The sequence below is a fragment of the Streptomyces thermodiastaticus genome (genome assembly GCF_014656135.1).
GTDB classification, from domain to species: Bacteria; Actinomycetota; Actinomycetes; order Streptomycetales; family Streptomycetaceae; genus Streptomyces; species Streptomyces thermodiastaticus.
The window spans coordinates 218,926-245,823 of the sequence record NZ_BNBV01000005.1 but is presented as its reverse complement, the minus strand read 5'-3'; the positions used below and the strand labels follow the sequence as shown (position 1 = coordinate 245,823).

Sequence of the window (26,898 nt, the reverse complement as noted above, 5' to 3'; positions counted from 1 at the left end):
AGCCCATCAACGCCCACAAGGCCGGCACCATCAAAGGCCTGACCGCCCAGGTCGGCGCCTCCATCACCTCCGGCGCCGCCATCTGCGAGATCAAGGACTGAATCCCGGCCCACGCCCCGCCCGGCGGTCACCGAAGAGCCGCCGGGCGCACCGTGACCTTGTCGGGCCTGTTCAGCGCCTGCGCAGGTCGGCCACCCGGGCGGCCCGCTCGGAGGACTGGTCGGCGCCCAGCGGTGCCGTGCGCAGCGTGGAGGGACCGGTGACCTGGCCGCGGCGCGGTCCGGGCAGTGCGACGTCCCGGCGGCGTTCCGAGCGCGCGGGCTGCCGCTCGTGCACCGGCTTGCCCGTCGGGCCGGCCACGGAGATCTGGACGCCCTGGTCGGCCAGGGCCTGCAGCTCGGTGGCCGCGCGGTCGTCGTGGGCCGGGGGCTCGTTGGTCACCAGCCGGGTGATCAGTTCGGTGGGGACGGTCTGGAACATCGTGTCCGCGCCGAGCTTGGTGTGGTCGGCGAGGACCACCACCTCGGCGGCGGCCTGCACCAGCGCCCGGTCGACGGACGCGGAGAGCATGTTGGACGTGGACAGGCCCCGCTCGGCCGTGAGCCCGCTTCCGGACAGGAAGGCCTTGGAGACGCGCAGCCCGTGCAGGGACTGCTCGGCCCCGGAGCCGACGAGCGCGTAGTTGGAGCCGCGCAGTGTCCCGCCGGTCATCACGACCTCGACCCGGTTGGCGTGGGCGAGCGCCTGCGCGACCAGCAGCGAGTTGGTGACGACGGTCAGGCCGGGGACCCGGGCGAGCCGGCGGGCCAGTTCCTGGGTGGTCGTCCCCGCTCCGACGACGATCGCCTCGCCCTCGTCGACGAGGCCCGCGGCGAGGTCGGCGATGACCGTCTTCTCCGCCGTCGCGAGGTGCGACTTCTGCGGGAAGCCGGACTCGCGGGTGAACCCGCCCGGCAGTACGGCGCCGCCGTGCCGGCGGTCGAGAAGCCCTTCCGCCTCCAGTGCGCGCACGTCCCGCCGTACGGTCACTTCGGAGGTCTGGACGACGCGGGCGAGTTCACGGAGCGACACCGCGCCGTTGGCTCGCACCATTTCGAGGATCAGTTGGCGACGTTCAGCAGCGAACACGAAACAGACAGTAACCCCAGCGACCGTCTGCTTTCAGCGGTTTGCGCCGAATAACAGAAGTTGTTCGCACGCCGGGGCAGGAAGTGGTATAGGCGCCCGCCGCGCCGTCCGGGCCGCCCGCAGGGCCGGCGGCCGCCCGCACGCGGCGGCGACGGGCCCTGCCCACGGCCGCTCACGGCGGCTGACCGGGGGCTTCGGGCGGGCCGGGAGCAGGTGTCGCGCGCCCGGCCCTGTTCGCCGTGCCGGTCGTCACGCCTCGGCGGTCACCTTGCGGGTGTGCAGCTGCCGGGCGACCTCCGCGATCGAGCCCGACAGGGAGGGGTACACGGTGAACGCGTTTGCGATCTGTTCCACCGTCAGGTTGTTGTCGACGGCGATCGAGATGGGGTGTATCAGTTCCGAGGCGCGCGGGGCGACGACCACACCGCCGACCACGATGCCCGTGCCCGGACGGCAGAAGATCTTGACGAAGCCGTCCCGGATGCCGTGCATCTTCGCCCGCGGGTTGCGCAGCAGCGGCAGCTTCACGCAGCGGGCGTCGATCCGGCCGGCGTCCACGTCGGCCTGGGTGTAGCCGACGGTGGCGATCTCGGGGTCGGTGAAGACGTTGGAGCAGACCGTCTTCAGGTTCAGCGGGGCCACCGCGTCGCCGAGGAAGTGGTACATGGCGATCCGGCCCTGCATGGCCGCCACCGACGCCAGGGCGAACACGCCGGTCACGTCGCCGGCCGCGTACACGCCCGGAGCCGTCGTCCGGGAGACCTTGTCGGTCCAGATGTGACCGGACTCGCGCAGCCGGACGCCGGCCTCCTCCAGGCCGAGGTTCTTGGTGTTGGGGACGGCGCCGACGGCCATCAGGCAGTGGCTGCCGGTGATGACCCGGCCGTCCGCGAGCGTGACCTCGACCCGGTCCCCGACCCGCTTGGCCGCGGCGGCTCGCGAGCGCGCCATCACGTTCATGCCGCGGCGCCGGAAGACCTCCTCCAGGACGGCCGCCGCGTCCGGGTCCTCGCCCGGCAGCACCCGGTCGCGGGAGGAGACCAGCGTGACCTTCGACCCCAGCGCCTGGTAGGCGCCCGCGAACTCGGCGCCGGTGACACCGGAGCCGACCACGATCAGTTCCTCGGGCAGCTCGCTGAGGTCGTAGACCTGGGTCCAGTTCAGGATGCGCTCGCCGTCCGGCTTGGCGTCGGGCAGCTCGCGCGGGTGACCGCCGGTGGCGACGAGCACGGCGTCCGCGGTGAGCCTCTCCTCGCTCCCGTCCGCCGCGGTGACCACGACCGTGCGCGACCCGTCGAGGGCCTGCACGCCCTCCAGCCGCCCCCGGCCGCGCACGACCCGCGCCCCGGCCCGCGTCACGGCCGCCGTGATGTCGTGGGACTGGGCGAGCGCCAGGCGCTTCACACGCCGGTTGACCTTGCCGAGGTCCACGCCCACCACCCGCGCGGGCTGCTCCTTGTACGGGGTGTCGTCGGCGACGATGATGCCCAGCTCCTCGTGGGAGGAGTCGAAGGTGGTCATCACCTCGGCCGTGGCGATCAGGGTCTTCGACGGCACGCAGTCGGTGAGCACCGACGCTCCGCCCAGACCGTCGCAGTCGACGACGGTCACCTCCGCACCGAGCTGCGCGGCCACCAGCGCCGCTTCGTATCCGCCGGGTCCGCCACCGATGATCACGATCCGAGTCACGTAATCCATTGTCCCGCACCCTTCAAGGTCATACGTCCCGGGGGGCGACGGAACGGCCGGAACGGCCCGTACCACTGCCGTACCCTTCGACCCATGTCGCTCTACGCCGCCTACGCCGGCAACCTCGACGCCCGGCTGATGTCCCGCCGTGCCCCGCACTCGCCGCTGCGCGCCACGGGCTGGCTCAACGGCTGGCGGCTGACCTTCGGCGGCGAGGAACTGGGCTGGGAGGGCGCCCTGGCGACGGTGGTGGAGGACCCGCTGAGCCAGGTCTTCGTCGCGCTGTACGACATCGCCCCGATGGACGAGGAGTCCCTGGACCGCTGGGTGGGCGTCGGCCTCGGCTGGTACCGCCGCATGCGGGTGCGCGTCCACACCCTCGACGGCGAGGAGCCCGCCTGGCTGTACGTCCTCGACGCCTACGAGGGCGGCCTGCCCTCCGCCCGCTACCTGGGCGAGATCGCGGACGCGGCGGAGTCGGCGGGCGCGCCCCACGACTACGTGATGGAGCTGCGCAAACGCCCGTGCTGAGCATGCGGTCCCTAGAATCGGGCTGACCGACCAGGACGGGAGACGCCATGGCCCCCATCGCCACGTACGACGTCTACTTCACCGAGCAGGCGGCAGCGGCCCGCGACCGGTTGGACGACCAGCAGCGCCCCGCGTTCGACAAGGGCATCGCGCTTCTGGCCCGCGACCCCTTCCTCCCGGTCTCCCGCCCCATCGGCTCCACCGGTGACGACCGCACGATCCGGCTCACCCAGAACATCCTCGTGGAGTACACGGTCAGCCGCGGCCGACTGCTGATCTTCATCGTCGAGGTCTTCAACGACAAGGACATCCTGGTCACGGACGAGGGCTGAGGCCGCCCGTACGGGCTCCGCGGGAAACGACACGGCAACGATCCGATTCCCGCGCACCCGGCATCTACGCGCGTAGGCCATTTCGAGCTACCCTCGTCCGCGTGAACGCAACTGAACTTCCGGACGACCTCCAGGGCGACCCGTACGCCGCCGCCGACGCCGCCGCGGCCCGCCTGCGCGAGCTGACGGGCGCCGACACCCACGACGTCGCCCTCGTGATGGGCTCCGGCTGGGCGCCGGCCGTCGACGCCCTGGGCACCCCCGACGCCGAGATCCAGGTCACCGAGCTGCCCGGCTTCCCGCCGCCGGCCGTCGCCGGCCACGGCGGCACGATCCGCTCGTACCGCACGGGAGGCAAGCGCGCCCTGGTCTTCCTCGGCCGCACCCACTACTACGAGGGACGCGGCGTCGCCGCCGTCGCGCACGGTGTGCGCACCGCGGTCGCGGCCGGCTGCAAGACCGTGGTGCTCACCAACGGCTGCGGCGGCCTGCGCGAGGGCATGCGCCCCGGCCAGCCGGTGCTGATCAGCGATCACATCAACCTGACGGCGACCTCCCCGATCGTCGGCGCCAACTTCGTCGACCTGACCGACCTGTACTCGCCGCGCCTGCGCGCCCTGTGCAAGGAGATCGACCCCAGCCTGGAGGAGGGCGTCTACGCCCAGTTCCCCGGCCCGCACTACGAGACTCCGGCCGAGATCCGCATGGCCCGGGTGCTGGGCGCCGACCTGGTCGGCATGTCCACGGCGCTGGAGGCCATCGCCGCCCGTGAGGCGGGCGCCGAGGTGCTCGGCATCTCCCTGGTGACCAACCTGGCCGCCGGCATGACGGGCGAGCCCCTCAACCACGAGGAGGTCCTCCAGGCCGGCCGCGACAGCGCCACCCGTATGGGCTCCCTGCTGGCCCAGGTCCTGGAGCGCCTGTAACCACCACCCGCACCCATGGGACGACCGGGCGGACCGTACCCCCGCGCACGCCTGCCAGGCCGCGGGGGTTCGTCCGTCCCCGCCGCACCCGGCGGTCCGCGCATCGGACGGTGACCTCCGTGCCGGTGCCGGCACCGCGTCCGGGCCCGGCGCCGCACCGCACGGCACCGCTGCCGCGGACGCCCGCGGCCGTCCCCGCCCCCGCCCCCGCCCCCGCAGGCACCCTTCGCCGTCACGGCCGGAGGCATCCGGCCGAGGCACCCGCACCCACACGAGAGGCTGACGCAACCGTGCACGACGATCTCATCGCACGGGCCAGGGCATGGCTCGCCGAGGACCCCGACGCCGAGACGCGCGCCGAACTCGCCGCCCTGATCGACCAGGGCGACACCGAGGAACTCGCCGCCCGCTTCGCCGGCACCCTCCAGTTCGGCACCGCCGGCCTGCGCGGCGAACTCGGCGCCGGCCCGATGCGGATGAACCGTTCCGTCGTCATCCGCGCCGCCGCCGGCCTCGCCGCGTACCTCAAGAAGAACGGCACCCCGCACGGGGACGAGAACGCCGGCCTGGTCGTCATCGGTTACGACGCCCGCCACAAGTCCGCGGACTTCGCCCGCGACACCGCCGCCGTGATGACCGGAGCGGGCCTGCGGGCCGCCGTGCTGCCCCGCCCGCTGCCCACCCCGGTCCTCGCCTTCGCCATCCGGCACCTCGGCGCGGTCGCCGGCGTGGAGGTCACCGCCAGCCACAACCCGCCCCGCGACAACGGCTACAAGGTGTACCTCGGCGACGGTTCGCAGATCGTCCCGCCCGCCGACGCGGAGATCGCCGCGGAGATCGACGCGATCACCAGCCTCGACGCGGTCCCCCGGCCGGAGTCCGGCTGGCAGGTCCTGGGCGACGAGGTCCTTGAGGCCTACCTCGCTCGCACCGACGCCGTCCTCGCGCCCGGCTCCCCCCGCACGGCGCGCACCGTCTACACGGCCATGCACGGCGTCGGCAAGGACGTGCTGCTCGCCGCGTTCTCCCGGGCCGGCTTCCCGGAGCCCGTCCTCGTGATCGAGCAGGCGGAGCCCGACCCGGACTTCCCGACCGTGGCCTTCCCCAACCCGGAGGAGCCCGGCGCGATGGACCTGGCCTTCGCCACGGCCCGCGCGGCCGAGCCCGACCTGGTGATCGCCAACGACCCGGACGCCGACCGCTGCGCGGTGGCCGTCAAGGACGGCGCCGACTGGCGCATGCTGCGCGGCGACGAGGTGGGCGCGCTGCTCGCCGCCCACCTGGTCAGGCGCGGTGTGCAGGGCACCCTGGCGGAGTCCATCGTCTCCTCTTCGCTGCTCGGCCGGATCGCCGGCAAGGCGGGCCTGCCCCACGCCGAGACGCTCACGGGCTTCAAGTGGATCTCCCGCGTGGAGGGCCTGCGCTACGGCTACGAGGAGGCCCTCGGCTACTGCGTGGACCCCGACGGCGTGCGCGACAAGGACGGCATCACGGCGGCGCTGCTGGTCACGGAGCTGGCCTCGCGGCTGAAGGAGGAGGGCCGCACCCTGCTCGACCTCCTGGACGACCTCGCGGTCGAGCACGGCCTGCACGCCACCGACCAGCTCTCGGTGCGGGTGCGGGACCTGTCGCTGATCGCCGGCGCGATGCGCCGGCTTCGGGAGCAGCCCCCGGCCGCACTCGCGGGCCTGCCCGTCACCCGGGCCGAGGACCTGACGCGGGGCACGGACACGCTGCCCCCGACCGACGGCCTGCGCTACACCCTCGACGGCGCCCGCGTGATCGTGCGCCCCTCCGGCACGGAGCCCAAGCTGAAGTGCTACCTGGAGGTGGTGATCCCGGTCTCCGACCGCGCCGGCCTGACGGCGGCACGCGCGAAGGCGGCCGAGGTGCTGTCGGCGCTCAAGCGCGACCTGGCGGCGGCAGCGGGCATCTGAGCGGCCGGCGCCCGGACCTCGCAACGGCGTCCCCGGCGGTCCTCGCGGACCCCGGGACGCCGTCGTCGTACCGGAGAAGGCCGTCGTCGTGTCGGAGAAGGCCGTCGTCGTGTCGGGAAAGCGTGCGGGTCACTCGTCGGCACCCGAGAGGCGCAGCGCGCACGCCCCTCACACGGGTCTCAGCCCATCGCCCACAGGATCAGCAGCAGCACGGCTCCGGCCAGCGCGGGCCCGGCGATCTCCCAGGCCCACCGCACCGACACCTCGCCCTGGGCGCTCTCGGCGCCGGCCCGGGCCTCGTGCAGTTCCCGCAGGTCGGCCATGATCTGGTCGGTCCCGGCGCGCAGCGGTCCGGAGGCGGACCGTCCCACGGCCACCCCGCGGCCGCCGAGTCCGCCACCGCCGCCGAGCACGCCGCGCCGTTGGCCGAGGCCGAACGCGCCGCCGCGTGTGCCGCCGCCGTCGTCCGCCTCGCGCGCTCCCGCCGCGGCGGCCCGCGCCTCCTGCCGGGCCGCGCGCTTGCGCGCCCGCAGGGAGACCGGCAGCGCCCACAGCTGATACGTGGTGCCGGAGGCGGCGACCACCTCGTTCGAGTAGCCGGAGCGCAGTGCGGTCACCTGCCCCCAGGGCAGCACGATGATCCGGAAGGGGTTGCGGATGCGCAGCCGGTCCCGGTCGACGAACACGGCCGGGCGCAGGGTGAAGGCGATCACCAGCGGGACCACGAGCAGCATCGCGGCCAGCGCCCGCCACGGCGTGGGGCCGTGTCCGGTGACCATCGCGTCGAAGCCCAGCCACAGGACGATGGCGAGCAGCAGGACTCCGGCGGCGATGCCCGCGGACGACCGGTGCACCCGGTCCTGGGACTCGGGCGCCGGCGGCTGCGGCGCGGGGGATGCGTGCTCGGGCGTCGTCATGGCCCCGATTCTGCCCGACGGCCCGGCCGGCGCCCCATCCACGGTGCCCGCCCGCCGTACCCCGCCCCGGCCGTCCGCCGGCCGCGCAGGGATCCGCCTCCAGGGGGTGTACAGCCGCTACGCGCGTAGATATGCTCGTCTGGTGACCATGCCCACTACCGCACCCACAGCTCACGCGCTGTCGGACGTCACCGCGTCCGACGGCTCGCTGCGCCGCTTCCTGCACGGGCTGCCCGGCGTCGACGCGGTCGGCCTGGAGGCGCGCGCCGCCTCGCTCGGCACCCGTTCCATCAAGACCACCGCGAAGGCGTACGCCATCGACCTGGCCATCTCCATGGTCGACCTGACGACGCTGGAAGGCGCGGACACCCCGGGCAAGGTCCGGGCTCTCGGCGCCAAGGCGGTCCACCCCGATCCCACGGACCGCTCGGCGCCCGCCACCGCCGCGGTCTGCGTCTACCCCGACCTGGTGGGCGTCGCCAAGGAGGCGATCGCCGCCGCCGGCGGAGCGGGGAAGGTGAAGGTCGCGTCGGTCGCGACCGCCTTCCCGGCCGGCCGGGCCCCGCTGGAGGTGAAGCTGGCGGACGTGCGCGCGGCCGTCGCCGCGGGCGCCGACGAGGTCGACATGGTCATCGACCGGGGCGCGTTCCTCGCCGGCCGGTACCTGAAGGTGTACGACGAGGTCCGGGCCGTGAAGGAGGCCTGCGGCACCTCGGCCCGGCTGAAGGTGATCTTCGAGACCGGCGAGCTGTCCACGTACGACAACATCCGCCGTGCCAGCTGGCTGGGCATGCTGGCGGGCGCCGACTTCATCAAGACCTCCACCGGCAAGGTCGCCGTGAACGCCACCCCGGCCAACACCCTGCTGATGCTCGAGGCCGTGCGCGACTTCAGGGCGGCCACCGGTGTCCAGGTCGGCGTGAAGCCCGCCGGCGGCATCCGGACCAGCAAGGACGCGGTCAAGTTCCTGGTCCTGGTCAACGAGACCGCGGGCGAGGGCTGGCTGGACCCCCACTGGTTCCGCTTCGGCGCGTCCTCGCTGCTCAACGATCTGCTGATGCAGCGCCAGAAGCTGGCCACCGGCCGCTACTCCGGCCCTGACTACGTGACGGTGGACTGATCACCATGACCATCGAGAAGCGGTCTTCCGCATTCGAGTACGCGCCCGCGCCCGAGTCCCGTGCGATCGTCGACATCGCGCCGTCCTACGGGCTGTTCATCGACGGTGAGTTCACCGAGGCGGTGGAGGGCAAGGTCTTCAAGACGGTCTCGCCCAGCACGGAGGAGGTGCTGTCCGAGGTCGCCCGGGCCGGCCAGGCCGATGTGGACCGGGCGGTGAAGGCGGCCCGCAAGGCGTTCGGGACGTGGTCGGCGCTGCCCGGATCGGAGCGCGCCAAGTACCTGTTCCGCATCGCGCGCCTCATCCAGGAGCGCAGCCGTGAGCTGGCCGTCCTGGAGACGCTGGACAACGGCAAGCCCATCCGGGAGACCCGTGACACCGACCTGCCCCTGGTCGCGGCGCACTTCTTCTACTACGCCGGCTGGGCGGACAAGCTGGAGTACGCCGGGTTCGGCCCCGACCCGCGGCCGCTGGGCGTCGCCGGGCAGGTCATCCCCTGGAACTTCCCGCTGCTGATGCTGGCCTGGAAGGTCGCGCCCGCGCTGGCGGCCGGCAACACCGTCGTCCTCAAGCCGGCCGAGACCACGCCGCTGTCCGCGCTGTTCTTCGCGGACATCTGCCGCCAGGCCGGCCTGCCGAAGGGTGTCGTCAACATCCTGCCGGGCTACGGGGACGCGGGCGCCGCCCTGGTGGCGCACCCGGACGTGGACAAGGTGGCCTTCACCGGTTCCACGGCCGTGGGCAAACAGATCGCCCGCACGGTCGCGGGGACGAAGAAGAAGCTCACCCTTGAACTGGGCGGCAAGGGCGCCAACATCGTCTTCGACGACGCCCCGCTCGACCAGGCCGTCGAGGGCATCGTGAACGGCATCTTCTTCAACCAGGGCCAGGTGTGCTGCGCCGGCTCCCGGCTGCTGGTGCAGGAGTCGGTGCACGACGAGCTGCTGGACGCGCTCAAGCGGCGCCTGTCCACGCTGCGGCTGGGCGACCCGCTGGACAAGAACACCGACATCGGCGCGATCAACTCCGCCGAGCAGCTGGCCCGGATCACGGCGCTGGCCGAGCAGGGCGAGGCGGAGGGCGCCGAGCGCTGGTCGCCGGAGTGCGAACTGCCGGAGAGCGGCTACTGGTTCGCCCCGACGGTGTTCACCAACGTCACCCAGGCGCACACCATCGCCCGTGAGGAGATCTTCGGCCCGGTGCTGTCGGTGCTCACCTTCCGCACCCCGGACGAGGCGGTCGCCAAGGCGAACAACACGCCGTACGGGCTGAGCGCGGGCATCTGGACCGAGAAGGGGTCGCGGATCCTGGCGGTGGCGAACAAGCTGCGCGCGGGTGTCGTCTGGTCCAACACGTTCAACAAGTTCGACCCGACCTCGCCGTTCGGCGGCTACAAGGAGTCGGGCTTCGGCCGCGAGGGCGGCCGCCACGGCCTGGAGGCGTACCTCGATGTCCGATAAGACCGTGAAGACCGAGCGGCTCTCCGTCTTCAAGACCTACAAGCTGTACATCGGCGGGAAGTTCCCGCGTTCCGAGAGCGGCCGGGTGTACGAGGTGAGCGACTCCACTGGCAACTGGCTGGCCAACGCGCCCCAGGCCTCCCGCAAGGACGCCCGGGACGCCGTGGTCGCGGCCCGCAAGGCGTTCGGCGGCTGGTCCGGCGCGACCGCCTACAACCGCGGTCAGGTCCTCTACCGCGTCGCGGAGATGCTGGAGGGCCGCCGCGAGCAGTTCGTCAACGAGGTCGCGGCCGCGGAGGGCCTGTCGAAGGCGAAGGCGGCGGCCGTCGTGGACGCGACCGTGGACCGCTGGGTGTGGTACGCGGGCTGGACCGACAAGATCGTCCAGGTGGTGGGCGGCGCGAACCCGGTGGCGGGCCCCTTCTTCAACCTGTCCACCCCCGAACCCACCGGTGTGGTGGCCGTGGTGGCGCCGCAGGAGTCGTCCTTCCTCGGACTGGTCTCCGTCGTCGCCCCGGTGATCGCCACCGGCAACACCGCCGTGGTGGTGGCGAGCGAGAAGGCCCCGCTGCCGGCGCTGTCCCTGGCCGAGGTACTGGCCACCTCCGACGTGCCCGGCGGCGTGGTGAACGTGCTGTCGGGCCGTACGGCACAGATCGCGGCCCCGCTGGCCGCGCACCAGGACGTCAACGCGATCGATCTGGCCGGTGCCGACGAGGCCCTGGCGAAGGAACTGGAGATCGCGGCGGCCGACAACCTGAAGCGGGTGCTCCGTCCACAGCCTGTGGACGACTGGTTCGCCACTCCGGGCATCGACCGTATGACGGCGTTCCTGGAGACCAAGACGGTCTGGCACACCACGGGCGCGCTGGGCGCGGCCGGTTCGTCGTACTGACCCTCACCTGACCCTCGTCGCACTGACCCTCGTCGTACTGACACGACGCGCGGGCGCACGGACGCGGGCGCCCGCACCAGGACGTGAGCCGCGGCTTCCCCTCGTCCCGGGGGAGGCCGCGGCTTGCCGCGTCGTCGTCTCCGTGCACCCGGCGCGCTACCGCAGCGCGCCCAGCACCTGCCCCACCACCGGGATGCTGCCGATCGACGGAGCCTCGGCCACCGGGCCCGTGAGCATGCGGGAGTCCACCGGCTTGAAGTCGGCGATCCGGGTGCCGACGCCGTTGTCCAGCGGGTCGACTCCGGTGCCCGCGAGCGGATTGGGTTTCAGACCGGCCACCGTGCCGGTGACGTGGCCGACCGTGCCGGTCACCCCCTTCACGGCCGGGGTGACGTCGTCCGCGGCGGCGGAGCGGTCCACCCCTCCCGTGCGCGGCGCGGTGTCCGCCACGGCCGTCGTCGCGCCCGCGCCCACGACGGCACCGGCGGCCGCGACGGCGATCAGAGCGCGCCGCGCGGTGGAACGGGAGGGGGACGCATGTCGAGCCATGACGGGGCCGCCTTCCGATGAAGTCCGGTACATGACGTAACGAGGTCGACGCACAGCGTAGTTGAGGGGCAGTGTGCGTAGCAAAGCCGACCCGCGGGGTCGGCAATCGAGGCCACCATGCGTCAAACTGGTGTTCCGTGAACCTTCATCCCCCGTCGTCCGCCCGTGTCGTGCTGCTGTGCGGCCCCTCGGGCTCGGGCAAGTCCCTGATCGCCTCACTCTCCGGGCTGCCCGTGCTGCGCCTCGACGACTTCTACAAGGAGGGCGACGACCCGACGCTGCCGCTGGTGGAAGGCAGTTCGGACATCGACTGGGACCATCCCGGCTCCTGGGACGCGGACGTCGCGGTGGAGGCGATCGCCCGGCTGTGCGCGACGGGCAGCACCCGCGTACCCGTGTACGACATCGCGCGCAGCGCCCGTACCGGCGAGACCACCCTGCACCTCGGCGACAGGCCGCTGTTCGTCGCGGAGGGCGTCTTCGCCGCCGAGATCGTCGAGCGGTGCCGGGATTTGGGCCTGCTGGCCGACGCCCTGTGCCTGACCCGCGGGGCGGTCACCACGTTCCGCCGCCGCTTCGTGCGGGACCTGCGGGAGGGCCGCAAGTCGGTGCCGTTCCTGCTGCGCCGCGGCTGGCGGCTGATGCGCGCCGAACGGTCGATCGTGGCCCGCCAGGTGGCGCTCGGCGCTCATCCCTGCGGCAAAAACGAGGCGTTGACCCGGCTGGCCGCCGCGGCGGCGGGCCGGCAGCCTCAGGCGCGGACGGTCGCCTAGGACGTCGTCCGGGCCGCGCGGACCGGCCCGGCGAGCGGCGGCCGCCGCGGTGCGTGCCGGGGCACCCCGGCGACGTCCGAGCGCTCATGACGAAAGCGGGGCTGGACGGACCCCCCGGCCCTCCAGCCCCGCTTCGTGTCGCGCCTCACGTCCCCCCACGTCCGTGCGGCGCTCCCCCGTGGATCCCCCATGGCCCCCCATGGATTCCCCGTTGTTCCCCCGTGGATCCCCCGTTTCCCCCTGTTCTCCCCCGTTGTTCCCCTGTGTCCCCCTCGGGCTGTGTTCACCCCCACGTTCCCAAGGGTCCCCCGCGTCTCCTGTTCCCTTTTCTCTCCCGTGTTCCCCCTGTTCCTTTTCCCCCGTGTCTCCCCCGTGTGTTTCCCCCTGCCCGCGGTGAGCCGGTTCAGGCGACCAGCTCGCCGAAGGACTCCTTGCGGCTGCGGCCGAAGCTGAGCACCTCGTCGTCGCGGAGCCGGCGCAGCGAACGCCAGATGCTCGACTTCACGGTGCCGACGCTGATGCCGAGGATGTCCGCGATCTCCGGGTCCGTGCGGCCCTCGTAGTAGCGCAGGACCAGCATGGTGCGCTGGAGTTCGGGCAGCCGGGCCAGCGCCTGCCACAGCACGGCGCGCAGCTCGGTGCCGCGCATCGCGTCCGTGTCACCGGGCGTCTCCGGCAGCTCCTCGGTCGGGTACTCGGTCAGCTTGCGGCGGCGCCAGGCGCTGATGTGCAGGTTGGTCATGGTGCGGCGGAGGTATCCGCCGACCGCCGCCTTGTCGCTGATCCGGTCCCAGGCCCGGTAGGTCGAGAACAGCGCGCTCTGCAGCAGGTCCTCGGCCTCGAACCGGTCGCCGGTCAGGTGGTAGGCGGTGGCGTACAGGGAGGCGCGGCGCTCCTGGACGTAGGCGGTGAACTCCGCCTCGGTCAGGGAGCGGCGCTCCGCGGGCGCCTTCGCGGACGCGTCCTGCCCGCGGGTGTCCCCGCGGCCCCCCGGACGCGCCTCCAGCACCGTCATGTACGGGGTGTGCTGACGGCCGGAGCCGTGAGCGCACGTCCGCACTCCTCCGCGCTCGCACGTGCCCGCACGGGAGACGGCCCCCTCCGTGCCGGCCCTGTCCGCACCCCGGTTCACGTCGTGCAGACGCGTGACCACTGCGCTGGTGCCGATGCCGTGCAGTGTGTTCATCTCGCGCCCCCGTCGGTGGACTTCGGTGTTCGGACCGCTTGCCTGTGCCGAACAGCTTGCCGTGGCGACTTCATGGCCGTGTCCGCCGACTGTCACAGACGTGTCACAGGACACCGGGACATGTCACAGGACACTGTCCCCGCGGGGCGGGCCTGCGGCCGTACGGGGGTCGAAACCCCGAACACCCATGGGCCAGAATGAGACCGTGCCTTCCCTGTTGCTGATCGAGGACGACGACGCCATCCGCACGGCCCTGGAGCTCTCCCTGACGCGCCAGGGACACCGGGTGGCCACCGCTGCCAGTGGAGAGGAAGGTCTGAAGCTGCTGCGCGAGCAGCGGCCGGACCTGATCGTGCTGGACGTCATGCTGCCCGGCATCGACGGGTTCGAGGTGTGCCGGCGCATCCGGCGCACCGACCAGCTGCCGATCATCCTGCTGACCGCGCGCAGCGACGACATCGACGTGGTGGTCGGCCTGGAGTCCGGTGCCGACGACTACGTCGTCAAACCGGTGCAGGGACGGGTGCTGGACGCCCGGATCCGGGCCGTGCTGCGGCGCGGTGAGCGGGAGACGAGCGACTCGGCGGTCTTCGGCAACATCGTCATCGACCGGGCCGCGATGACCGTGACCAAGAACGGGCAGGAGTTGCAGCTCACCCCGACCGAGCTGCGGCTGCTGCTGGAGCTGAGCCGGCGGCCCGGTCAGGCGCTGTCGCGGCAGCAGCTGCTGCGGCTGGTGTGGGAGCACGACTATCTCGGTGACTCGCGGCTGGTGGACGCGTGCGTGCAGCGGCTGCGGGCCAAGGTCGAGGACGTGCCGTCGTCCCCGACCCTGATCCGTACCGTGCGTGGAGTCGGTTACCGCCTGGACGCGCCTCAGTGACCGAAGAGCGGACCGAAGAGCAAGGGCGGCTCCGCGGCTGGGCCGCGGGGCGCGGGAGAGTGTGGTCGCGTCTGCGCTTCACCAGTCTGCGGCTGCGGCTGGTCGTGGTGTTCGCGCTGGTGGCGCTGACGGCGGCGGTGTCGGCGTCCGGGATCGCCTACTGGCTCAACCGGGAGGCCGTGCTCACCCGTGCCCAGGACGCGGTGCTGCGGGACTTCTGGCAGGAGATGCACAACCGGGCGGGTGCCCTGCCGGAGCATTGCTCGCAGGACGTCCTGCAGCACACCGCCGGCCAGATGGCGGGCAGCGGCCAGCGGTTCGGTGTGCTGCTCGTCGGACAGGACACCGACGGGCGGACGGTGTACGGCGCCTCCGGCGGGCCGGACGGCTTCTCGCTGCGGGACGTGCCCGCCTCGCTGCGCGCCGCGGTGGACCGGCGCCAGCCGCTGTCGGAGACGAACAAGGCGCCGTACCACCTGTACTGGCAGCGCATCAGCCTCGACGGCACGCCGTATCTGGTGGCGGGCTCGAAGGTGATCGGGGGCGGCCCGACCGGCTACATGCTCAAATCGCTGGAGCCGGAGGCCAAGGACCTCAACTCGCTGGCCTGGTCGCTGGGGGTCGCCACGGCGCTGGCGCTGGTCGGTGCGGCGCTGCTGGCGCAGGCCGCGGCGACGACCGTGCTGCGGCCGGTGCACCGGCTCGGGGCGGCGGCGCGCCGTCTCGGCGAGGGCCGGCTCGACACCCGGCTGCGGGTCTCCGGCACCGACGAACTGGCCGATCTGGCGCGCACGTTCAACAACGCGGCGGCCGCGCTGGAGAAGCGGGTCGCCGACATGGCCGCCCGGGACGAGGCCTCCCGCCGCTTCGTGGCGGACATGAGCCATGAGCTGCGCACCCCGCTGACGGCCATCACCGCGGTCACCGAGGTGCTGGAGGAGGAGCTGGACTCCGAGGGCGGCGGCATCGACCCGATGATCGAACCGGCGGTCCGGCTGGTGGTCAGCGAGACACGGCGGCTGAACGACCTGGTGGAGAACCTGATGGAGGTGACCCGTTTCGACGCGGGCACCGCCCGGCTCGTCCTGGACGACGTGGACATCGCCGACCAGATCACCGCCTGCATCGACGCCCGTGCCTGGCTGGACGCGGTGGAGCTGGACGCCGAGCGCGGCATCCACGCCCGCCTCGACCCGCGCCGCCTGGACGTCATCCTCGCCAACCTGATCGGCAACGCCCTCAAGCACGGCGGCTCCCCGGTGCGGGTGTCGGTGCGCGAGTCGGAGGAGGAGATCGTCATCCAGGTCCGCGACCACGGTCCCGGCATCCCCGAGGACGTGCTGCCGCATGTCTTCGACCGTTTCTACAAGGCGAGCGCGTCCCGGCCGCGGTCGGAGGGCAGCGGCCTCGGCCTGTCCATCGCCCTGAACAACGCCCACATCCACGGCGGCGACATCACCGCGGCCAACCACCCCGAGGGCGGCGCGGTGTTCACCCTGCGGCTGCCGCGGGACGCCTCCGCGCTCGCCGCCCAGGCGGAGGACAAGGCCGGCGGCTCCGGCCGGCGGGACGGCGACGGCGACGGCGCGGCCCGGGAAGCCGGCCACGGCGGCGATACGAACGGCGGCACGGACGGCGGCGTGCGGGAGGAGGTGCGGTGAGGTCACGCGAGCGACTGGGGCGCGCGGGGTCGCCGCGCCGCCGGCTGCCGGCCCTCGCGGCCCTGGCACTGGTGCTCACGGGGTGCGGGATCCGGCCCACTCAGGTGCCCACCGACTTCGGTGCCGCGCCCTCGCGGGTGCCCTGCACACCGCCCCAGCCCGACACGGACGGGCAGCGTGCGCGCGGGTTCCCGGTGCAGGCGTTCCTGCTGTGCGGCGCGTCGCTGGTCGCCGTCGACCGGGTGGTGACCGTGGCGGACGGCACGGACGACGACGCCCGGCGGGTGGCGATCGCCCAGGGTCTGCTGGACCAGCTGGCCGAGGAGCCGTCGGCCGGGGAGAAGGCCGCGGGGTACCGCACTCTCGTGCCGCGCGGTCTGACGGCCTCGGGTCCGCGCGCCGGCGACCCGCAGGACGCTCTGCGGCTGAGCACCGCCCCGTCCGGCCTCGGCACCACCGCCCTCGCGCAGCTGGTGTGCACCCTGTCGGACTCGGCCGCCGCCGAGGGCGACGGCTCGGTCGTGCTCGGCGGCCCCGACGACGGCGGGCTGCGCCGCTATACCTGCACCGACGCGGTCCGCTCCGGCCCCGGCACCACCAGGCCGCCGTCCACGCCGGTCGCCTCCGGCTGACCCGGCCGCGGGTGCCCGGCGCAGGCGCGGACCGATGGACGGCACGGGCGTGTGCCCGGGGTGCGCCCGCCCCCGCGTACGCGCGGGGTGTGCAGCCGGCGAGGCGGAGCACAGCGGGGTCCCCGGTCGGGTGACAGCCGGAACCGAACGAGTTGGGGGACGCGTCTTGGGGGGCGTGCAGCGTCAAGGCTCTCTCGGCGGCAGGACCGCCTTCCGCCTCCGTACGACGGGAGGCGTTCTCCTCGTCCTCCATGGGGCGCTCGTCGCCTGGCTGATGCTGCGTCCACGGGACGTCCCGTGGGTGACTCCGCCCAATCTGCATCCCCTGGCCACCGTGCGCGCCGACCTGCGCCTGGGCTGGCCGGGGGCGCTGCGGCCGCTGGCCGAGGGACTGGGGCTGCTGGCCCCGCTGGGGGTGCTGCTGCCACTGGCGCACGGCCGGCTGCGGGTCTCGCCGGTCGCCTCCCTGGCCCGTACGGTCGCGGCCGGCGCCCTGGCCTCGGTGGCAGTCGCCCTGCTGCAGACCGGTGTGCCCGGCCGGGTGGTGGACGTCGACATGCTGCTGCTGAACACCGCGGGCGTGGCCGTCGCCCATCTCGCGGTGGTGCCGGCGGCTCGCTTCCTGCTCCACCGCAGGGCCGAGCGGACCGGCTCGCCGGAGGTGTCCGGCCAGGACAGGACTCAGGGGCGCACCCCGACGATTCCCAGGGTCGGCATCGCTCCGTGGAGCGATGCCGCGCCTCCTTCCGCTCCGTAACGTGGCAGACGGACGGGGCCCTGACGGACAGGCTCCGCACGACAGCCCACGGAGGCCTCCATGACCGCCCTTGCCCGCCCCAGCCACGGCCGTGTGATCGGTGGCGTGTGCGCCGCGCTGGCCCGGCGCTTCCACACCTCGGCGACGACGATGCGGGTGATCTTCCTGCTGTCCTGCCTGCTGCCGGGCCCGCAGTTCGTGGTGTACCTGGCGCTGTGGATCCTGCTGCCCTCCGAGGACAAGGCCGCCCGGCGTACGGCCTGGTAGCCGCTCGGTGCCGTCCGCCGCCGTGCGCAGACGAACGCCGCCGGGGCGCACCCCGGTGACCGAGGGGTGCGCCCCGGCGGCATGCGGGGGGCGGTGAAGGAGGAGGTCAGCGCACGGGCAGGCCGTTGACGGACAGGCCCTTCGCGGGCAGGCCCTGGACGGGCAGTCCGCCGAGCAGGCCGGTCACCGGCTTGACCGGCTGGGTGGCGTCGAGGGTCCGGTCGACCGTCGGCCCCACCGGGGCCAGCGCCTGGTCGGCTCCCGGCAGCGCCTTGGTGACGTTCCCGGCGGGGAGCACCTGGCCGACGGTGTCCGCGACCTGCCCGGTCTCCGGCAGGGCCGGCGCGGCGTTCGCGGCGCCCGCGCCGATCGCGGCGAAGGCGGCACCGAGAGCGGCGACACCGAGGGTCTTGGCGGCAGACTGCTTCATGAAACGCGTCCTTGGAATGGAGAGCGGGGGAACGAGCGGTCCATGACCGTAAACACGCCGCATCGCCGATCGCAACCATCGAAATGCCGGGGCGTGAGGGGTGCGTATCGCGCCCCGATGTGCTCCGTTCAGTCCTCCGGCGCGACAGACGTGCTGGTCACGGTCGTCTGACGGAACAGCCATTCGGATTTCAACGCCGCATATCCGGGCTTGATCACATCATTGATCATCGCCAGCCGTTCATCAAAAGGAATGAAGGCCGACTTCATCGCATTGACGGTGAACCACTGCATGTCGTCGAGGGTGTAGCCGAATGCCCCGGCGAGGTGCTGGAATTCCCGGCTCAGGGTGGTGTGGGACATCAGCCGGTTGTCCGTGTTGACGGTGACCCGGAAGTGCAGCCGCCGCAGCAGCCCGATGGGGTGCTCGGCGTACGAGGGGGCCGCGCCGGTCTGCAGGTTCGAGGTGGGGCACATCTCCAGCGGGACGCGCTTGTCCCGGACGTAGGAGGCGAGCCGCCCCAGCTCCACCGTGCCGTCCTCGCGGACCCGGATGTCGTCGATGATCCGTACCCCGTGTCCGAGCCGGTCGGCGCCGCACCACTGCAGGGCCTGCCAGATGGAGGGCAGCCCGAAGGCCTCGCCGGCGTGGATGGTGAAGTGGTTGTTCTCCCGCTTCAGGTACTCGAAGGCGTCCAGATGCCGGGTGGGCGGATGGCCGGCCTCCGCGCCCGCGATGTCGAAACCGACGACGCCCGCGTCACGGTAGGCGTTGGCGAGCTCGGCGATCTCCAGGGCGCGGGCGGCGTGCCGCATCGCGGTGAGCAGGGCGCCGATCCGGATGCGGCGGCCCTCGGCCCGCGCGAGCCGTTCGCCCTCCCGGAAGCCCTGGTCGACGGCCTCGACGACCTCCTCGAGACTCAGCCCTCCCTCCAGGTGCTGCTCCGGGGCGTAGCGCACCTCGGCATAGACGACACCGTCCGCGGCGAGGTCCAGGGCGCACTCGCGGGCGACCCGGACCAGCGCCTGCCGGGTCTGCATCACGGCGACGGTGTGGGAGAAGGTCTCCAGGTAGCGCTCCAGCGAGCCGGAGTCGGCGGCCTCGCGGAACCACCGGGCGAGCTCGTCCGGGTCGGTCGCGGGCAGGCGGGCGTAGCCGCACTCCCGGGCCAGGTCGACCACGGTGGCCGGACGGAGCCCGCCGTCGAGATGGTCGTGCAGCAGCACCTTGGGCGCCCTGCGGACCTGATCGGGGCCGGGGATTGCCGGTGGGGCGGTCTGGCTCGTCATCGCCGCACTGTACGTCCGCGCGGGCGGCGGGGCACGTCGTACACGCGACCGTCGATACGCACACGCCGAACACGCGGCCGTCGATACGCACGCGCCACGCACACGCCGAGCACGCGGCCGTCGATACGCAACGGTGACCGCACGGACGGGTGGGCACAGCGCACTGCTTCTGCCACTGTTCTGTCATGGTTGTGCTGGCGACGCCCGGGCGCACGGCCCGGCTGGGCAGGACGGCCGGCCCGCGGCCGGCGGTGGTGCGCGGAGCGGTGCTGCTGCTCCCCGGCGGTCCGGAGGCCTCCGCCCGCAGACCCTCCGCGCTGCGCGCGGCCGCCCTGCTGAACACGCTGGGACGCCGGCTGGCGCTGGCCGGCCGCGCCGACGGCCTGGCCGTGCACGTGGTGCATTACCGCTGCCGCGGCTGGAACGGCGACCGGGCGGACCCGGCCCGGGACGCCGCCTGGGCGGTGGAGGAGGCGGTACGGCGCTACGGGGACGTGCCGGTGTGCCTGGCCGGGCACGGCATGGGCGGCCGGGCGGCGCTGCGCGCGGGCGGGCACGAGGCGGTCCGCTCGGTCGTGGCCGTCGCCCCGTGGCTGCCCGAGGACGACACCGCGGCCGGCCCGGAACCGGTGAAGCAGCTCACCGGGCGGTATGTGCTGATCGTGCACGGCACGCGAGACCTGCGCACCGATCCCGAGCTGTCGTTCTCCTTCGCGGCGCGGGCGAAGAAGGCCAACCGGAACGTGTGCCGGTTCGAGGTGCACACCGACGGGCACGGGCTGCGCCAGTACCGCGCCGAGGTCACCGCGCTGACCGCGGACTTCGTCAGGGGCACGCTGTTCGGGCACGAGTTCGCCCGCCCGGTGCGGGACGCGCTGGCCGCCCCGCCGCCGATCGGGCTGCGGATGCCGCTCGCCTCGGGTTTCGGCAGACCGCCCCGGCGGCGGTGACCCTGGTCGGCCGCGGGTGCCGCCATCGCGGAGTCGGCCCGAGGTCTCACGGCTGGTGCAGCAGGCGGCCCCGGCGGGAGAGCAGGAACTTCTTGAACGCCGCCACCGGGGGCGTCTCCGGCCGGCCGTCGAGCCAGGCGACGCCGATCTCGCGCACCGCGCGCGGGGCCGTGACCGTCAGCTCGGCCACCCCCGGCCGGGGCACGGGAGGCGGCGGCAGCAGGGCGACGCCCAGCCCGGCGGCGACCAGGCCGCGCAGGGTCTCCGTCTCCTCCCCCTCGAAGGCGATGCGCGGGGTGAAGCCGGCCTCGCGGCACAGGGCGTCGGTGATGCGGCGCATGCCGTAGCCGGGTTCCAGGGTCACAAACGTTTCCTCAGCGGCCTCGGCGAGCCGGATCCGGCGGCGCCCGGCCAGCCGGTGACCCTCGGGCACCACCAGGCGCAGTTTCTGCTCGTCGAGGCGGCGGGCCACCAGGTCCGGGGCGTCCGGCACGGGCGAGGTCAGGCACAGGTCCAGCTCGCCGGCGCGCAGCCGCTCCAGCATGGCCCCGCCGTGGTCCTGCACCAGGCTGAAGCGGACCCGGGGATGATCGGCGCGGAAGGCGTGCAGCAGGCCGGGCACGGTCTCGGCGCCCATGGTGTGCAGGAAGCCGAAGGCGACCTTGCCGGTGGCCGGGTCGGCGTCGGCGCGCACCTGCTCGGCTGCCCGCTCGATCTCGGCGAGGGCACGTTCGACGGAGGCGAGGAAGGTGCGCCCGGCGGGGGTGAGGGAGACGGTCCGGCCCCGGCGGGCGAACAGGTCGACCCCGAGATCCTGTTCCAGGCGGACCATCGCGCGCGAGAGCGTGGACTGGGGGACGCCCATCTCCTGTGCGGCGCGCGTGACATGCTCGGTGCGGGCGACGCCGGCGAAGTGGGCGAGGCGCGGCGCGAGCAGCCGGGCGAACTCCTCACCGTTTCCCGAGATGTCTTCTGTGTCACCGGACGGTGACAGCCGGACTCGCGACCTTGACTGATGCACCATGGGAACGATTATCGCCGTTCCATGCATTGGACGGATCAGTGACGGCCTCCCTACGGTCGAGGCATGAATCCCGCCGATACCGGGGCGTCCACCACCGTGGGCGCCGCTGACACCGCCCCCGCCTCCGATTACGGATCCACCGCCGGCGCCACGCCCGGCACCGCCTCCGGCACCGACTCCCGGATGATCCCCGGCGGCCCCGGTTACCGGCGGATGAGCTTCGCCCTGTTCCTGGCCGGAGTCGCCACCTTCGCCCTGCTGTACTCCACGCAGGCGCTGCTGCCGCTGGTCTCCGACGACTTCCGGGTGGCGGCGGGCGACGCGAGCTGGACGGTGGCGGCGGCCACCGGCGGCCTGGCCGTCTTCGTGCTGCCGATGAGCGCCCTGTCGGAACGTTTCGGCCGGCGGACGGTGATGACGGCGTCCCTGGCGGTCGCGGTGACCCTCGGTCTGCTGGTGCCCTTCGCGCCCTCGCTGGGCGTGCTGGTGGTGCTGCGGGCGTTGCAGGGCGCGGCGCTGGCGGGCCTGCCCGCCTCGGCGCAGGCGTACATGGCGGAGGAGGTCAGGCCCTCGGCGCTGGTCACGGCGATCGGTCTGTTCGTGGCCGGCAACAGCGTGGGCGGGATGAGCGGCCGGATCATCGGCGGCTGGATCGCCCAGGAGTGGGGCTGGCGGGTCGCCGTCGGGGTGATCGGCGTGATCGCGGTGGTCTGCGCGGTGGCGTTCCGGATGCTGCTGCCCGCGCCGCGGCACTTCACGGCCGGCTCGCTGCGTCCCCGCGTCCTGCTGGGCACGGTCCGCGACCACCTGGCCAACCCGCTGCTGCGCCGCCTGTACGCGATCGGCGCGCTGTTCATGACGGTCTTCGGCGGCGTCTACACGGCGATCGGCTACCGCCTGACCGAGGCGCCGTTCTCGCTGCCGCAGGGCATCGTCGGGTCGGTGTTCCTGGTGTACCTGGTGGGCACGGTGTCGGCGTCGGCGGCGGGCCGGCTGGTGCGCCGGCTGGGCCGCAGGGGTGCCCTGTACCTCGCGGGTGCCACGACCGCGGCGGGTCTGCTGGTGTCGCTGGCGGACTCGGTGGTGCTGGTCCTGCTGGGCCTGGTGCTGATCACGGCGGGCTTCTTCGCCGGGCACGCGGTGGCCTCGTCGGCGGTCAGCAGGACGGCGTCCCGCGGGCGGGCGCAGGCCTCTGCCCTGTACCAGTCGATGTACTACATCGGCTCCAGCGCCGGCAGCACGGTCGGCGCGACGGCCTTCCACGCCGAGGGCTGGCCCGGCACGGTCGCGGTGGGCCTGCTGGCCATGCTGGGCGTCGGGGTGATCACCCTGCTCGGGACGCGGGCGGCCAGGGCGGAGGCCCGCCACCGGGATCCGGCGACCGCCTGACGCCCGCCTTCCCTGAGCGCGCTGCAGCGGGCCCGCGCGACCCTCGCCGCGCGGGCGGACCGCGGTGCGCGGGCGGCGGTGTCCGACCCGCTGGACGCGGAGCAGCGCACGCTGCTGGACGGCTACGTGGAGGCCTTCGAGCGCTACGACATGACGACGCTGACCGCGCTGCTGCACGAGGACGCGGTCATGACGATGCCGCCGTTCGACCTGTGGCTGTCCGGGGCGGCGGACATCACCGGTTTGATGACCACCATCGGCGCCTCCTGCGCGGGCTCCCGCCTGATACCGGTGGCGGCCAACGGGCTGCCCGCCTACGCCCCGTACAAACCGGATGCGGAGCAGGGCGGCTGGACGCCATGGGCCATACAGGTGCTGGAGATCTCGACGAGCCGCATCACCGGGTTCCACTGCTTCCTCGACACCTCGCGGCTGTTCCCGCTGTTCGGGCTGCCGCCGCGCCTGGAGGAGGAACACGGCCGGGCCGGGCGGGGCCGCTGACACCACGGCGGCCGTCACCGGTGCGGGAGGTCACCGCGTCGCACGGTCGCGGCCGGCCCCCGGTCGGCGGTCGGCGGCGGACCGCGCGGCCCGGGCCGCCGCGACACGGTCCGCGATGTGGTCGATGACCACGGTGACCGCGCGGCGGTACGGGGTGGCGTCCTGGTTGACCTGCGACAGGAGCATGCCGCCCTGGATCGCGGCCAGCAGCGCGCCCGCGAGCGCCGTGACGTCCTCGTCGGCCGCGAGGTCGCCGCGCTCACGCATGCGCGTGAGCCCGGATTCGATCGCCTCCTGCCATGCGGCGAACGCCCTGGCCAGGCGGACGCGGGCCGAGGGGTCGCTGTCCGACAGCTCGCTCGCGAGGGAGCCGATCTCGCACCCTCCGGCGCAGTGCACGGCGTCCAGGCGGGCGGCGGCACGTTCGCACCACTCCCGCAGCGCGTCGATGCTGTCCAGGTGGTCGAGCAGGGGCCGCTGCTGTTCGAGCTTCATGGCGCTCTGGTACTCGATCACCGCCGCCGCGAGGCCCTTCTTGTCCCCGAAGTAGTGGTAGATCTGCGAGGCACTCACCCGGGCGTGGCGCTGCACGTCGGGGATGCTCGTGCCGGCGACGCCCTGCCGGAACATCAGCTGGGCGGCCGCCTGCAGGATGCGGTCCCGTGTGCGGCGCCCCCCTTCGGTGCTCGCCGCCCTGCCACGACCGCTCTCGTCGCTCGCCGCCCTGTCCCGGAACTCGACACTGCTGCGCGTCTGCATGGACGTCAGCCTACCGACGATTGGAATTGACTTTCCAATCTCGCCGTCCCTACGGTTGGAGCGTTCATTCCAACGCCTTGGCACAACGCCCCAAACAGCCGCGAAAGGTGCCGCTCATGGCCCTCGACCCGCAGATGCGGACCGTGCTCGACGATCTGGCCGCGACCCCCTCACCGGCCCCCAACACCCTGACCGTGGCGGAGAACCGCGCCGCCGGCCGCGCGTTCGCCGCGTTCGCCGGTGACACCGTCCCGGTGCGCGAGGTGCGCGACACCGCCTTCCGCAACGGCGACCACGACGTGCCCGTCCGCATCTGCACACCCGAGACGGTCCCGCCGGGTGCACCCGCCCCGGTGACGCTGTTCTTCCACGGCGGCGGCTGGGTCTTCGGCGACCTCGACACCCAGGACCACTTCGCCCGCGTCGTCGCGACCCGGTCGCGGACCGTCGTCGTCTCCGTCGGCTACCGGCTGGCACCTCAGCACCGGTTCCCGGCGGCCGTCGAGGACGCGTACGCGGCCCTGGAGTGGGCCGGGCAGCACGCGGGCACCTTCGGTGCCGATCCGCGGCGCATCGCCCTGTTCGGGGAGAGCGCGGGAGGCAACCTCGCCGCCGTCACCGCGCAGGAGGCCGGGCGGCGCGGCGGACCGGCCGTCGCCTTCCAGGCCCTCGCCTACCCCGCGACCGACCGCTTCGACGACAGCGCGTCGATGTACGAGCACGCCGCCGGACCGCTGCTGACGCACCCCTGGCTGGAGTGGTTCTGGGGCGCCTACCTGAACACCCCCGACGAGGGCGCCGATCCCCGCGTCTCACCGCTGCGCGCGGTGGACCTCGCCGGGCTTCCGCCCGCCTTCATCGTCACGGCCGAGCTCGACCCCCTGCGCGACCAGGGCGTCCGGTACGCGGAGGCGCTCCGCGCGGCAGGAGTGCCGGTGACGCACCGGCCGGTCGTGGGAGTGCCCCACGCCTTTCTGTCCTTCACCCGCGACGTCCGGATCGCACGCGACGTGCTGAACGAGATCGGCGACGCCATCGGCGCGGCCTTCGCGTGACGGCAGGCGTCGTAAGTCGCCGCGGTCAGCGCCGTTCGCGGCGCCGCCCGGCCGCCCGCACGTCCGGCAGCGACGCCCGTCCCCGGCACACGGTCCCGCCCCTTGCCGCCACCACCGGGCACAGTTCACATCGACCCCTCGGTCCGGCGCACCCGAGGGTTGTGCTGAGCGGGTTCGCGGTGATCGCGGTCGTCATCGGGGCCGGCTATGCGAGCGGCCGGCGCGGCTCGCTCGGCGCACAGGGCCGGGAGGTGCTGACCGGGCTGGCCTTCCATGCGGCCACCCCGGCGCTGCTGTTCACCACGCCGGCCCGTGCGGACCTCGGTGATCTTCTCCGGCCGGCTGCTGGTGACGGCCCTGAGCACGGCGGTGACCGCGGGTGTCTTCGAGGTCCGCAACGAGCGTGCCGCGCTCATGGCGGCTTGCCCAGCGGTGCGTCACCGGTCCCGGCATGCCGAACGGGACCGGCGCGGATCCACCGGTCCCGTTCACCCGAAGGAGGAAGCGCCTGATCAGGCGATACGCTCCAGCACCACCGGCGAGGGCGTGAACTCTGTGCCCGGTGCCGCGATGTCGAACGAACCCTCCACCGCCTGCAGCGCATAGTCGAAGCGCTCGGGGGTGTCGGTGTGCAGGGTCAGCAGGGGCTGGCCGGCCGTCACCGTGTCGCCCGGCTTGGCGTGCAGTTCCACGCCGGCCGCGGCCTGCACCGGGTCCTCCTTGCGGGCACGGCCCGCGCCCAGGCGCCAGGCGGCCACACCGATGTCGTAGGCGTCCAGGCGGGTGAGCACACCGGTGGCGGGCGCCGTCACCACGTGCTGTTCGCGCGAGGTGGGCAGCGGGGCGTCCGGGTCGCCTCCCTGGGCGGCGATCATCCGCCGCCAGACGTCCATCGCCGAGCCGTCGGCCAGGGCCTTGGCCGGGTCGGCGTCCTTCAGGCCGGCCGCGTCCAGCATCTCCCGGGCCAGGGCGAGGGTCAGCTCGACGACGTCCTTCGGGCCGCCTCCCGCCAGGACCTCCACCGACTCGCGCACCTCCAGGGCGTTGCCCGCGGTCAGGCCGAGCGGCGTCGACATGTCGGTGAGCAGCGCGACCGTCTTCACGCCGGAGTCGGTGCCCAGGCCGACCATCGTGCGCGCCAGCTCGCGGGCGTCCTCGACGGTCTTCATGAAGGCACCGGAGCCGACCTTCACGTCCAGCACCAGGCTGCCCGTGCCCTCCGCGATCTTCTTGGACATGATCGAGGAGGCGATCAGCGGGATGGCCTCGACCGTGCCGGTCACGTCGCGCAGCGCGTAGAGCTTCTTGTCGGCGGGCGCGAGCCCGTCGCCGGCCGCGCAGATCACCGCGCCCACGCGGTCCAGCACGGACAGCATCTCCTCGTTGGACAGCAGGGCGCGCCAGCCGGGGATCGACTCCAGCTTGTCCAGGGTGCCGCCGGTGTGGCCGAGGCCGCGGCCGGACAGCTGCGGGACGGCCGCGCCGCACGCGGCGACCAGCGGGGCCAGCGGCAGGGTGATCTTGTCGCCGACACCGCCCGTGGAGTGCTTGTCGGCGGTCGGCCGGGACAGCGTGGAGAAGTCCATGCGCTCGCCCGAGGCGATCATCGCGGCGGTCCAGCGGGCGATCTCCCGGCGGTTCATGCCGTTGAGCAGGATGGCCATGGCCAGCGCGGACATCTGCTCGTCGGCGACCTCCCCGCGGGTGTACGCGTCGATCACCCAGTCGATCTGCTCGTCGCTGAGTTCGCCACGGTCCCGCTTGGTGCGGATGACGGAGATGGCGTCCATGGCCATGGGGTTCGGTTCCTTCCGGGTGCGAAGGGTGCGGCCCCGTGCCGGCCGGCCACGGGGGACGG

At 73.3% G+C, this 26,898-nt stretch carries 26 protein-coding genes and 2 pseudogenes; 18 read left to right on the top strand and 10 right to left on the bottom strand.

The window, feature by feature from the left end:
* Positions 1–171: 171 nt before the first annotated feature.
* Both IE286_RS07895 and IE286_RS07890 read right to left on the bottom strand, forming a co-directional pair.
* On the bottom strand, positions 172–1,128 hold the full coding sequence (locus IE286_RS07895; RefSeq protein WP_189795883.1) for a DeoR/GlpR family DNA-binding transcription regulator: 957 nt from the start codon (positions 1,126–1,128) through the stop codon (positions 172–174).
* Positions 1,129–1,377: 249 nt separating this feature from the next.
* A complete protein-coding gene (locus IE286_RS07890; protein WP_189795882.1) occupies positions 1,378–2,826 on the bottom strand; it encodes an NAD(P)H-quinone dehydrogenase in 1,449 nt (482 codons plus the stop codon).
* An 84-nt stretch (positions 2,827–2,910) separates the two neighbouring features.
* Here IE286_RS07890 and IE286_RS07885 point away from each other — a divergent pair, with 84 nt between their 5' ends.
* The 4 genes from IE286_RS07885 (at position 2,911) to IE286_RS07870 (ending at position 6,543) form a co-directional block, all read left to right on the top strand.
* Entirely contained in the window at positions 2,911–3,348 is a 438-nt protein-coding gene (locus IE286_RS07885) for a gamma-glutamylcyclotransferase family protein (protein WP_189795881.1), read from the top strand.
* Positions 3,349–3,395: 47 nt separating this feature from the next.
* Entirely contained in the window at positions 3,396–3,680 is a 285-nt protein-coding gene (locus IE286_RS07880; protein ID WP_189795880.1) for a type II toxin-antitoxin system RelE family toxin, read from the top strand.
* Between the two features lie 101 nt (positions 3,681–3,781).
* Positions 3,782–4,606 (top strand): purine-nucleoside phosphorylase, encoded by an 825-nt coding sequence (locus tag IE286_RS07875; RefSeq protein WP_189795879.1) that lies wholly within the window; start codon positions 3,782–3,784, stop codon positions 4,604–4,606.
* A 290-nt stretch (positions 4,607–4,896) separates the two neighbouring features.
* Entirely contained in the window at positions 4,897–6,543 is a 1,647-nt protein-coding gene (locus tag IE286_RS07870; RefSeq protein ID WP_189795878.1) for a phospho-sugar mutase, read from the top strand.
* Between the two features lie 179 nt (positions 6,544–6,722).
* Here IE286_RS07870 and IE286_RS07865 read toward each other — a convergent pair whose 3' ends face one another.
* On the bottom strand, positions 6,723–7,460 hold the full coding sequence (locus IE286_RS07865) for a PH domain-containing protein (protein ID WP_189795877.1): 738 nt from the start codon (positions 7,458–7,460) through the stop codon (positions 6,723–6,725).
* 148 nt (positions 7,461–7,608) lie between these two features.
* Here IE286_RS07865 and deoC point away from each other — a divergent pair, with 148 nt between their 5' ends.
* The 3 genes from deoC to IE286_RS07850 are packed head-to-tail and all read left to right on the top strand — an operon-like array spanning position 7,609 to position 10,935.
* Positions 7,609–8,580: a deoxyribose-phosphate aldolase gene (deoC, locus tag IE286_RS07860; RefSeq protein WP_189795905.1), complete on the top strand. Its 972-nt coding sequence runs from the start codon at positions 7,609–7,611 to the stop codon at positions 8,578–8,580.
* 5 nt (positions 8,581–8,585) lie between these two features.
* Positions 8,586–10,040, top strand: a complete 1,455-nt coding sequence (locus tag IE286_RS07855; RefSeq protein WP_189795876.1) for an aldehyde dehydrogenase family protein — start codon at positions 8,586–8,588, stop codon at positions 10,038–10,040.
* Positions 10,030–10,935 carry an aldehyde dehydrogenase family protein gene (locus IE286_RS07850; RefSeq protein ID WP_189795875.1) on the top strand — a complete coding sequence of 302 codons (906 nt, stop codon included), beginning with the start codon at positions 10,030–10,032 and terminating at the stop codon, positions 10,933–10,935. Before IE286_RS07855 ends, IE286_RS07850 begins: the two co-directional genes overlap by 11 nt.
* Positions 10,936–11,091: 156 nt before the next feature.
* Here IE286_RS07850 and IE286_RS07845 read toward each other — a convergent pair whose 3' ends face one another.
* Entirely contained in the window at positions 11,092–11,484 is a 393-nt protein-coding gene (locus tag IE286_RS07845) for a hypothetical protein (protein WP_189795874.1), read from the bottom strand.
* A 137-nt stretch (positions 11,485–11,621) separates the two neighbouring features.
* On the opposite strand from IE286_RS07845, the gene IE286_RS07840 reads away from it, so the two are divergent.
* Positions 11,622–12,257 carry a uridine kinase family protein gene (locus IE286_RS07840; RefSeq protein ID WP_229862054.1) on the top strand — a complete coding sequence of 212 codons (636 nt, stop codon included), beginning with the start codon at positions 11,622–11,624 and terminating at the stop codon, positions 12,255–12,257.
* Between the two features lie 403 nt (positions 12,258–12,660).
* Here IE286_RS07840 and IE286_RS07835 read toward each other — a convergent pair whose 3' ends face one another.
* Positions 12,661–13,443 carry a SigE family RNA polymerase sigma factor gene (locus IE286_RS07835; RefSeq protein WP_189795873.1) on the bottom strand — a complete coding sequence of 261 codons (783 nt, stop codon included), beginning with the start codon at positions 13,441–13,443 and terminating at the stop codon, positions 12,661–12,663.
* A gap of 205 nt (positions 13,444–13,648) precedes the next feature.
* Between IE286_RS07835 and afsQ1 the strand changes: the two genes are divergently transcribed.
* The 5 genes from afsQ1 to IE286_RS07810 all read left to right on the top strand — a co-directional run bounded on the left by afsQ1 (position 13,649) and on the right by IE286_RS07810 (position 17,643).
* Positions 13,649–14,326, top strand: coding sequence for a two-component system response regulator AfsQ1 (afsQ1, locus tag IE286_RS07830; RefSeq protein WP_185867801.1), 678 nt, complete (start codon positions 13,649–13,651; stop codon positions 14,324–14,326).
* A 59-nt stretch (positions 14,327–14,385) separates the two neighbouring features.
* On the top strand, positions 14,386–15,987 hold the full coding sequence (locus IE286_RS07825; protein ID WP_189795872.1) for an ATP-binding protein: 1,602 nt from the start codon (positions 14,386–14,388) through the stop codon (positions 15,985–15,987).
* A complete protein-coding gene (locus IE286_RS07820) occupies positions 15,984–16,619 on the top strand; it encodes a hypothetical protein (RefSeq protein ID WP_229862048.1) in 636 nt (211 codons plus the stop codon). The genes IE286_RS07825 and IE286_RS07820 overlap by 4 nt, the downstream gene beginning before the upstream one ends.
* 175 nt (positions 16,620–16,794) lie before the next feature.
* The gene (locus IE286_RS07815) at positions 16,795–17,376 is read left to right on the top strand and encodes a VanZ family protein (RefSeq protein ID WP_189795871.1); all 582 of its coding nucleotides are present in this window, start codon (positions 16,795–16,797) and stop codon (positions 17,374–17,376) included.
* Between the two features lie 60 nt (positions 17,377–17,436).
* Positions 17,437–17,643 (top strand): PspC domain-containing protein, encoded by a 207-nt coding sequence (locus tag IE286_RS07810; protein ID WP_189795870.1) that lies wholly within the window; start codon positions 17,437–17,439, stop codon positions 17,641–17,643.
* 106 nt (positions 17,644–17,749) lie between these two features.
* Here the strand turns inward: IE286_RS07810 and IE286_RS07805 are convergent, their stop codons facing one another.
* Together IE286_RS07805 and IE286_RS07800 are read right to left on the bottom strand one after the other, a co-directional pair.
* Positions 17,750–18,073, bottom strand: coding sequence for an ATP-binding protein (locus IE286_RS07805; protein WP_189795869.1), 324 nt, complete (start codon positions 18,071–18,073; stop codon positions 17,750–17,752).
* A gap of 128 nt (positions 18,074–18,201) precedes the next feature.
* Entirely contained in the window at positions 18,202–19,362 is a 1,161-nt protein-coding gene (locus tag IE286_RS07800; protein WP_189795868.1) for an adenosine deaminase, read from the bottom strand.
* A gap of 185 nt (positions 19,363–19,547) precedes the next feature.
* On the opposite strand from IE286_RS07800, the gene IE286_RS07795 reads away from it, so the two are divergent.
* A complete protein-coding gene (locus IE286_RS07795) occupies positions 19,548–20,312 on the top strand; it encodes an alpha/beta hydrolase (RefSeq protein WP_189795867.1) in 765 nt (254 codons plus the stop codon).
* A gap of 46 nt (positions 20,313–20,358) precedes the next feature.
* On the opposite strand, the gene IE286_RS07790 is transcribed toward IE286_RS07795, so the two are convergent.
* Positions 20,359–21,336: a LysR family transcriptional regulator gene (locus tag IE286_RS07790; protein ID WP_189795866.1), complete on the bottom strand. Its 978-nt coding sequence runs from the start codon at positions 21,334–21,336 to the stop codon at positions 20,359–20,361.
* A gap of 63 nt (positions 21,337–21,399) precedes the next feature.
* Between IE286_RS07790 and IE286_RS07785 the strand changes: the two genes are divergently transcribed.
* Positions 21,400–22,725, top strand: coding sequence for an MFS transporter (locus IE286_RS07785; protein ID WP_189795865.1), 1,326 nt, complete (start codon positions 21,400–21,402; stop codon positions 22,723–22,725).
* Between the two features lie 15 nt (positions 22,726–22,740).
* Positions 22,741–23,226, top strand: a pseudogene (locus tag IE286_RS07780) (ketosteroid isomerase family protein); the annotation flags it as partial.
* A gap of 30 nt (positions 23,227–23,256) precedes the next feature.
* On the opposite strand, the gene IE286_RS07775 reads toward IE286_RS07780, so the two are convergent.
* Entirely contained in the window at positions 23,257–23,985 is a 729-nt protein-coding gene (locus IE286_RS07775; protein WP_189795864.1) for a TetR/AcrR family transcriptional regulator, read from the bottom strand.
* A 116-nt stretch (positions 23,986–24,101) separates the two neighbouring features.
* Between IE286_RS07775 and IE286_RS07770 the strand changes: the two genes are divergently transcribed.
* Entirely contained in the window at positions 24,102–25,040 is a 939-nt protein-coding gene (locus IE286_RS07770; RefSeq protein ID WP_189795863.1) for an alpha/beta hydrolase, read from the top strand.
* 161 nt (positions 25,041–25,201) lie between these two features.
* A pseudogene (locus IE286_RS27085) lies at positions 25,202–25,427 on the top strand (AEC family transporter); the annotation flags it as partial.
* Between the two features lie 125 nt (positions 25,428–25,552).
* Here IE286_RS27085 and IE286_RS07765 read toward each other — a convergent pair.
* A complete protein-coding gene (locus IE286_RS07765; RefSeq protein WP_189795862.1) occupies positions 25,553–26,836 on the bottom strand; it encodes a thymidine phosphorylase in 1,284 nt (427 codons plus the stop codon).
* Positions 26,837–26,898 lie beyond the last annotated feature (62 nt).